We start from the raw sequence: 9,320 nt of genomic DNA on the forward strand, positions 1-9,320 counted from the left end.
TGCAGGAATGTTAAAGGTAAAAGAATATGAGTTTTGGTTTGTTACAGGTAGTCAACATTTATATGGACCTGAAACATTAGATCAGGTTGCTGATCATTCCGAGCAAATTGTTACTGGGTTAAATGAAAATGATTTTGCCTATAAGATCGTCTTTAAACCTGTTGTAAAAACTGCTGATGAAATTAGAAAACTTTGTATTGAAGCAAATTCAGATGAGAAATGTGCAGGTATCATTACTTGGATGCATACATTTTCACCAGCTAAAATGTGGATTGCTGGGCTTTCAGAATTACGCAAATCATTATTACATTTGCATACTCAATTTAATCGCGATATCCCTTGGGATAAAATTGATATGGACTTCATGAATTTAAATCAATCAGCTCATGGTGACAGAGAATATGGCTTTATCGGTTCTAGAATGAAAATAGGACGTAAAGTAGTTGTAGGGCATTGGCAAAGCCCAAAAGTGATCAGTCGTGTAGATAGTTGGATAAAAACAGCTGTAGCTTTTGAAGAAAGCAAAACATTAAAAATTGCTCGCTTTGGAGATAACATGCGTGAAGTAGCGGTTACGGAAGGCGATAAAGTCGAAGCTCAAATTCAATTCGGTTGGTCTACGTCATATTTTGGTATCGGTGATTTAGTTGCTAAAATGAATGAATTCTCTCAAGATGATGTGGAAAGACTGTTCAATGAATACAAAGAACAGTATGATATTGCTGATGGAGAGAACATTGAGTCGATTAAATATCAAGCGAAAATTGAGCTTGGATTGAAAGCATTTTTAGAAGAAGGCGGATTTACAGCATTTACAACGAACTTTGAAGATTTACATGGAATGGATCAATTGCCAGGTTTAGCAGTTCAGCGTTTAATGGAGCAAGGCTATGGATTTGCTGGTGAAGGAGATTGGAAAACAGCAGCTCTTGTTCGCTTAATGAAGATCATAGCTGATGGTGAAGGAACATCATTTATGGAAGATTATACGTATCATTTAGAAGAAGGTAATGAGTTAGTACTCGGCTCTCATATGTTGGAGGTATGTCCAACTGTCGCAGCAACTCGTCCAAAGCTAGAAGTGCATCCACTAGGTATTGGTGGTAAAGATGACCCGGCACGCATGGTATTTGATGGTGATGAAGGTCCGGCATTAAATGCATCTATTGTTGATCTAGGGAATCGTTTCCGTCTAATTATTAATGAAGTTGAAGCAGTTAAACCGGAGAAGGAAATGCCTAATTTACCAGTTGCTAAGGTTCTTTGGAAGCCTAAGCCGTCGTTGAGTGAGTCGGCAGAAGCTTGGATTTATGCCGGTGGTGCTCATCATACGGTATTTTCATTTAAAGTTACACCAGAGCAATTATATGATTGGGCAACAATGGTCAATATTGAATGTGTCTTTATTAATGATTCGACTAATGTAATGGCGTTCCAAAACGAATTAAGGTGGAATGATATTGCCTTTCGTTAAAATGTAAAATCCTACGAAGTATCAACAGAAAAGTGTCTTAGATGGGCCTACCATTTAAGACACTTTCTCATCATTTCTCCCTTATGAATGCGTTAGAATATTGAAGTATTTTTGCGTATTAGGTGGATAATGTGGTAACATGTACGTATATTTATAAGTACGTGTAGAATTGAGGTTTCGGTTGTGACAAAATACAGTAAAGTAAAACAAGCGATTAAATCAAGAATTTTAGATGGGACATATGTACCTAATCAAAAAATTAATTCAGAAAATGAATTAATGAAAGAATTCGAAGTAAGTAGACATACTATTCGTATTGCGATTGGTGAATTGGTATCAGAAGGCTGGTTATATCGTGAACAAGGTTCAGGTACTTTCTGTGCAGATAGAACGAAACAAGATAGAACACATACCAATGATACGAAAACGATAGCGATCATTACAACATTTATTTCAGATTACATTTTTCCTAGCATCATACGTGGAGCTGAATCTTACTTAAGTGAACGAGGTTATCAAGTTAGTTTATTTAGTACAAATAATAAAATCGAAAATGAACAGCGTATTCTTGAACATATATTATCTCAACCTGTGGATGGCATCATCGTAGAGCCGACGAAAAGTTCATTTGCGAATCCTAATATTAACTATTATTTCAATTTAGAAAGAATGAATATTCCGTATATAATGATAAACGCTTTCTATGATGAATTGGAGCCCATTTGCTTATTATTAGATGACGAAAAAGGCGGATATTTGCAAACGGAACATCTAATTCAACAAGGACATACGAATATTGTTGGCTTATTTAAAACGGACGATAATCAAGGGATCAAGCGAATGAAAGGGTATGTTAAAGCTCACCGAAAACATCAAGTTTCTATTAACCCTCAAAATATTATTACGTACTATTCCGAAGAAAAGCTTGAAAAGCCTACAAAAGAACTAGAAAAGTTACTATCACAAAATGAGAAACCGACAGCACTCGTTTGCTACAATGATGAACTCGCCTTAATTTTACTCGATCTTTTACGAGCAAAAAAATTGCAAGTCCCTAAAGATATGTCCATTGTTGGGTATGATGATTCATTTCTTGCCGAAATTTCCGAAGTGAAATTAACAACCGTTAGTCACCCTAAAATAAAAATGGGTGAGCAAGCCGCTGAAATGATTATTCAAATGATCGAAAAAGAACAACGAAATAAAGAAAATCAGTCGTTGGAATCCATTGTTTATCATCCGGAATTAGTCTTAAGGCATTCGACGACACCTATTAATTAAGTAAAGCCATTAAAAGAATTTAGCGTTCTTTTAATGGCTTTTTCATTTTTTTAGACTTGCTGTAAAGAGAATAGATCATAGTAGTTTTTTTACTGTTTATCTCTTGTAAAGAAGCCAAAAAACATATAAACTGTTATTGTACGTACAACATTAAATATTGATTAACGTTATATTTTTTTGTTCGTATGATTAATGTTTTGGTAATTTAATTAATATTTACTTATGTGTAGGAGGGTGAAAGAAAATGAACACACAACCTTATAAAAATCCATTAATTGAACAACGTGCCGATCCATGGGTATATAAGCATGAGGACGGTTATTATTATTTTACTGCTTCTGTTCCAGAGTATGACCGCATCGAGCTTCGTAGAGCTAAAACGATTAATGGATTGAGAGAAGCTGACCCTATTGTAGCTTGGAGAAAGCATGATACTGGGGTAATGAGTGCGAACATTTGGGCTCCAGAAATTCATTATATTGATGGCAAATGGTATATTTATTTTGCTTCCGCTCGAACAACTGAAACGAAAGAAGGATTGTTTGATCACCGTATGTTCGCTTTAGAAAATGAAGCTGAAAACCCTCTTGAGGGTGAGTGGGTGGAAAAGGGTCAAGTGAAGACGAAATGGGAAAGCTTTGCCTTAGATGCTACATCTTTTGAACATAAAGGAGTACGGTATTACGTTTGGGCACAAAAAGATCCTGAAATTGAAGGGAACTCTAATTTATACATTTCAGAAATGGAAAATCCTTGGACATTAAAAGGGAAGCAAGTTATGATTGCGACCCCTGAATACGAATGGGAGAAAATTGGTTTTTTTGTAAACGAAGGGGCAGCTGTTTTAAAACGAAATGGCAAAATATTTATGACCTTTTCTGGAAGTGCGACAGATTATAACTACTGTATGGGTTTGTTAGTTGCAGATGAAGAAAGCGATTTACTAGATCCGCAATCATGGTATAAGCTTCCTGAACCAGTCTTTAAAACAAATGAAGAAACTGGACAATATGGTCCCGGACATAATAGCTTTACGACTACAGAAGATGGAAATAATGATGTACTAATTTATCACGCGAGAAATTATAAGGACATTGAAGGGGATCCTCTTTATGACCCTAACCGTCATACTCGCGCCCAAGTTTTTAATTATGATAAGAACGGTTTTCCTCAATTCAATGTCCCAATTCGTGATGAAAGATAGTCATTAGGAATCGCATACCGCTTGGTGCTGAGTATCACCTCTCACATATTGAGAAATGGAATTTTTGAAAGAGGGTAAGAAGCAACTTCTTCACGGTGCTAAAGTTGGCTTTACAACGATAATCATTGCTTCTATATATAAGAAATACTTGAACTATTCCTTTACTGAAGATGGAATCAAAACAATTGAGAATGAAGCGAAAATTAATAAGCTTTTGCAACGATTGATAGAACCAGCTAAATTGTAAGACTTAATGAATAGAGTAGGTGGAATAACATCACCAGATGATTTAGGGATTTCACAACGTATAGTTGATACGAGCCTTCAAGAAGCTCATCTTCTTCGTGAGCGTGTTACGTTACTTTATTATAATAATGTGAATAACAAGAAACTTCATACTTCTTTATGTATGTATTGTCTAAGAACTCGGATCTTTTTGATTCGGGTTCTTTTTGTTGAAAATCCTATGACGAATGGATTCATACGAGGACGTCCTTTGTCAGAATAATTATAGAGCGGATTTGTCGAATTATCATGGAATCGTTCTTAAATCACCAAAAACTCTGTCGACAGGCTAGATGAATTAAGCATTCTTTTTAAATAAGGTAGTATGTCTCGGGAAAACTGGGCAAATTACTTAGTACAACGATAAGAAAATGAAGCAACCTGATCAATTTTATGGAAAAATGAGGGGGAAGTAACTTGAATAAAATATCAAATGTTTTTTGGATAACCATTGCGATTGTATTTTCTGCCGTCATATTTGGAGTTGCGGCTCCGAATCGTTTTGAGAGGTTGACAGGAAATGTACAGGCCGTTATTACTTCAGGGCTTGGTTGGTATTACTTAATTCTTGTCACAGTCATTGTGATTTTTTGTATCTTTTTAATCTTTAGTCCTGTTGGTGCTATTAAGCTTGGGAAAGCGGATGAACAACCAGAATATTCAAAAAGAACGTGGTTTGCTATGCTATTTAGTGCTGGAATGGGTATTGGCTTAGTTTTCTGGGGGGCTGCTGAACCGTTATCGCATTATTTGATACCACCAATAGCAGAAGGCTCGACTAATGACGCTTTTAAAGAAGGGATGAGGTATACTTTTTTTCATTGGGGCGTTCATGCTTGGGCCATTTACGCCATTGTAGCACTTGCATTAGCATATTATAAATTTCGAAAGGATGAGCCAGGACTTATTTCCGCAACATTAAAACCAGTACTCGGAAAGAGTATGGAAGGTTGGTTAGGAAATGTAGTTGATGTATTAGCAGTGTTCGCAACTGTAGTTGGGGTTGCAACAACGTTAGGGTTTGGAGCCGCTCAAATTAATGGTGGTTTATCTTATTTACTTGGAATTCCAAATAATGTTCTCATTCAATTTATTATCATTGCTATAGTAACGGTTCTCTTTATGCTCTCTGCTTGGACAGGGATAAGCAAAGGGATTCGTTACTTAAGTAACACAAATATGTTCTTAGCTGTTCTTTTATTTTTGCTTGTATTCATACTAGGACCTACAATTTTAAGCTTAAACATATTTACAGATACGATTGGAACGTATTTACAGAATATAGTTCGCATGAGTTTTCGAATTGCCCCTTTAAATGAAGAGCATAGAGGTTGGATAAACGGTTGGACGATTTTTTATTGGGCTTGGTGGATTTCGTGGTCTCCATTTGTTGGAATATTCATTGCACGTGTTTCACGAGGAAGGACCATTCGTGAATTTATTATTGGAGTGCTATTATTACCAGCCCTTGTCAGTTTTTTATGGTTTTCGGTGTTTGGCACAGCCGCAATCAATATTCAAAGCGCTGGAGTAGACTTGGCACAATTTGCAACTGAAGAAGTTTTGTTTGCGGTCTTTAATGAATTGCCCCTTTCAACAATCTTATCAGTTATTGCGATTACATTAATTACTACTTTTTTTATTACTTCTGCTGATTCGGCTACATTCGTTCTTGGCATGCAAACAACTAATGGATCTTTAACGCCAGCTAATTCAGTTAAATTGACATGGGGGGTTGCTCAGTCAGCGGTAGCGGTCATTTTGTTATATAGTGGCGGTTTACAAGCGTTGCAAAACGCCCTCATTATTGCAGCATTGCCCTTTTCATTTATTATGCTATTAATGATGATTTCTTTGTATCGTTCATTATCACGAGAAAAGAAAGAATTAGGTTTATTTTTCAATCCTCGTAAGAAAAAACTTGAGAAATAAAAAAGAATTTAATCTATAACTTACGATGGTAATGTAAGGTTTGTTCTAAAAGAGGAGATCTTTTGGGACAAACCTTCTTTTTAGCTTTCTAGATGAAAAGGAGGATCGTCGCCTTGTTTTAATTAGAAGGGGATGGATCTTGTCGAATTGTCAGAAAATATTTGCCTGAATTCTTCTAGTTATGATACTATCAATAGTAGTGTGATTACATAGTGTAGTCACTGACGGGACTGAAAATGTCCATGTGGGTCTGAGAGAGTCCTGAATTTTAGGTTTACATACATAAAAAAAGGGGAACAGTTTTTTTGGATAAGGAGATGATTTGATGATTGATGTTACAGATAGTCATTCACAATTGAGGAATGATGTGAAGAAGTTAGGTAATATCCTTGGAGAGATCCTAGTTCACCATGGTGGGATAGACTTATTTAATAAGGTGGAATTAATACGTGAAACGACTAAAAATCTTCGTAAAAATCATGATGAGGATTTATACAGAAAGTTAAAAGAAGAAATTCAAACGTTACAGCCACCCGTACGTCAAAATGTCATTCGTGCATTCTCAGTATATTTTCACCTAGTTAACATTGCGGAACAAAATCACCGCATACGTAGACGTAGACAGTATCAAATTCAAAAAAATGGGGTTGTTCAACCAGTATCGATTGAAAGTGCTGTTGCAGCGATTAAAGAGCATGGGTTTTCGGAAGAATATGTTCAAAAGGTGATCGATGATCTGTCTATTGAACTTATTATTACAGCTCATCCGACTGAAGCCACTAAGAGAACGGTCTTAGAGATTCAAAAGCGCATTTCATATATTTTACAACAATTCGATAACCCTACTTTAACGCAGAAGGAAAGAGAAGCGTTAGATGAAGATTTATATAATGAAGTGACAGCTCTATGGCAAACAGACGAATTACGTCATCGTAAGCCAACGGTTATTGATGAAGTGAAGAATGGTCTTTATTATTTTGATCAAACGTTATTTGACGCATTACCTGATATCCATCAAGAGTTAGAAGATCAACTTGAAGGATACTATCCAAATGCCAAATGGACTGTACCAAATTTCCTTCACTTTGGGTCTTGGATTGGTGGAGACCGAGACGGAAATCCCAATGTCACACCAGAAATTACGTGGGAGACATTAAAATTACAACGTGACCTCGTACTAAAAAAGTATGAACAGTCTGTTGTTGATATTATGAAGCGCTTCAGTCATTCAACATATCGAGTAGCAGTTAGCGATGATTTAGCAAAGTCAGTTGAGATGGAAGAATCGCTTTATTTAAATGATGATGAATTATGGCCAGTTGAATCAGAAGTGTATCGTCGTAAATTTGCGATCGTGTTGAAAAGAATTCGTGAAGTAGGAAAATCTGATAAGGGCTATAATAATGCTGAAGAGTTACTGGACGATTTAATCTTGATTAAGAAGAGCGCTGAAAAGCATCAGCCTTCAGGGCGAAAGCTTCGTCTCGTTCGAAAATTAATTAGACAAGTAGAACTTTTCGGTTTCCATTTAGCGACCTTGGATATACGGAATCATAGTGGTGAGCATGAATCAGCTATCGCAGAATTATTAAAAGTTGTTAATATAACAGAAGATTACAAAAATTTACCAGAAGAAGAAAAGTTAAAGGTTCTTGAGAGTGTATTAACAGAACCTCGTCCGGTACTTTTATTAGAAGAGGATTACTCAAAAGAAACGAAGGAAGTATTAAAAGTATTTAATATGATTAAGCAAGCTCATAAAGAGTTTGGAACTCGTTCAATTCAAGTTTACCTTATAAGTATGACTCAAGCATCGAGCGACCTACTTGAAGTATTAGTTCTTGCTAAGGAAGCTGGTATTTACCGTCTTTATGCTGATGGTAAGGTTGAAAGTGGTCTAAATGTAGCTCCGTTGCTTGAAACTGTTGACGATTTAATTGCTGGACCAGCTATTATGAAATCATTATTTGAAATGGACGTGTATCGTAACCATGTTAAGGAACGTGGTGATCATCAAGAGATTATGCTTGGCTATTCTGATGGTAGTAAAGACGGAGGAACGTTAACGGCTAATTGGAAATTATTTAAAGCACAACAAGAAATCCATGACATGGCTAAAGAATTTAATATAGGTTTGAAATTTTTCCATGGTCGTGGAGGGTCACTTGGCCGTGGTGGCGGTCCGTTGAATCGTAGTATTCTTTCTCAGCCAGCTGAAACGTTGAATGATGGTGTCAAAATTACCGAGCAAGGTGAAGTGTTGTCTTCTCGTTACTTATTAAGAGATATCGCTTACCGTAATCTAGAACAAGCTGCATCTGCATTGTTAGAAGCATCTGCGAAAGTATCAAAGAATTCTGAGCAAGGGCATTTCCGAGAAAAGTCTTGGGAAGAAGCGCTTGAGGAAGTCTCTAAAAAAGCTTTAGCAAAGTATCAGTCATTAGTATTTGGTGACAAAGATTTCTTAACATATTTTAACCAAGCAACCCCTTTAAAAGAATTAGGTGCGTTGAATATCGGCTCCCGTCCTATGAGTCGTAAAAATAGCCAGCGCTTCGAGGATTTACGAGCTATTCCTTGGGTGTTTGCCTGGACGCAATCACGTCAAATGATTCCTGCGTGGTATGCAGCTGGTACTGGTTTAGAAACATTTGCATCGGCTAGCAAGGACAATCTAGCTTTATTGCAAACGATGTATAAGAAATGGCCATTTTTCCAATCAACGATTAATAACTTACAAATGGCTCTTGTTAAAGCTGACCTAATAGCAGCGAGAGAATATTTACAATTAGTTCAAGATAAGGAAATGGGTGAACGGATTTTTAATGATATTGCGGACGAATATCATCGTACACGAAATGTGTTGCTTGAGATAACGGGTAATAAAGAGTTACTTGAGCATACACCTGCCATAAAAGAATCGGTTCAGCGCCGTAACCCTTATGTTGATCCACTTAACTTTTTGCAAGTTGATCTTATTAAGAAATTGCGTGAATTAGAGGATGATGCACCTGATGAGCTGTTAACAGAAGTGCTATTAACGATTTCCGGTGTAGCTGCTGGCCTAGTGAATACAGGTTGATTCTATTCAAATGAAGAACTGTTAAAGGGATACCCTTTAACAGTTCAGACCGTAGACAAAAA

Annotated in this window: 6 protein-coding genes; all 6 read left to right on the plus strand. The window is 36.5% G+C overall.

The window, feature by feature from the left end:
* The first annotated feature begins 7 nt into the window (after positions 1 to 7).
* The 6 genes from araA to ppc all read left to right on the plus strand — a co-directional run bounded on the left by araA (position 8) and on the right by ppc (position 9,258).
* Complete coding sequence (gene araA, locus JCM9152_RS17280) at positions 8 to 1,474, plus strand: L-arabinose isomerase (RefSeq protein WP_035346589.1); 1,467 nt, start codon at positions 8 to 10, stop codon at positions 1,472 to 1,474.
* 183 nt (positions 1,475 to 1,657) lie between these two features.
* Positions 1,658 to 2,755, plus strand: coding sequence for a GntR family transcriptional regulator (locus JCM9152_RS17285; RefSeq protein WP_235715749.1), 1,098 nt, complete (start codon positions 1,658 to 1,660; stop codon positions 2,753 to 2,755).
* Between the two features lie 244 nt (positions 2,756 to 2,999).
* On the plus strand, positions 3,000 to 3,959 hold the full coding sequence (locus JCM9152_RS17290; protein WP_035346592.1) for a glycoside hydrolase family 43 protein: 960 nt from the start codon (positions 3,000 to 3,002) through the stop codon (positions 3,957 to 3,959).
* A gap of 64 nt (positions 3,960 to 4,023) precedes the next feature.
* Positions 4,024 to 4,206 (plus strand): sn-glycerol-1-phosphate dehydrogenase, encoded by a 183-nt coding sequence (locus JCM9152_RS17295; protein ID WP_148296539.1) that lies wholly within the window; start codon positions 4,024 to 4,026, stop codon positions 4,204 to 4,206.
* Between the two features lie 455 nt (positions 4,207 to 4,661).
* The gene (locus tag JCM9152_RS17300; RefSeq protein ID WP_035346594.1) at positions 4,662 to 6,176 is read left to right on the plus strand and encodes a glycine betaine uptake BCCT transporter; all 1,515 of its coding nucleotides are present in this window, start codon (positions 4,662 to 4,664) and stop codon (positions 6,174 to 6,176) included.
* Between the two features lie 325 nt (positions 6,177 to 6,501).
* Positions 6,502 to 9,258, plus strand: coding sequence for a phosphoenolpyruvate carboxylase (gene ppc, locus JCM9152_RS17305; RefSeq protein ID WP_035346595.1), 2,757 nt, complete (start codon positions 6,502 to 6,504; stop codon positions 9,256 to 9,258).
* Positions 9,259 to 9,320 lie beyond the last annotated feature (62 nt).

This window comes from Halalkalibacter hemicellulosilyticusJCM 9152 (genome assembly GCF_000513115.1).
Taxonomy (GTDB): Bacteria; Bacillota; Bacilli; order Bacillales; family Bacillaceae_D; genus Halalkalibacter; species Halalkalibacter hemicellulosilyticus.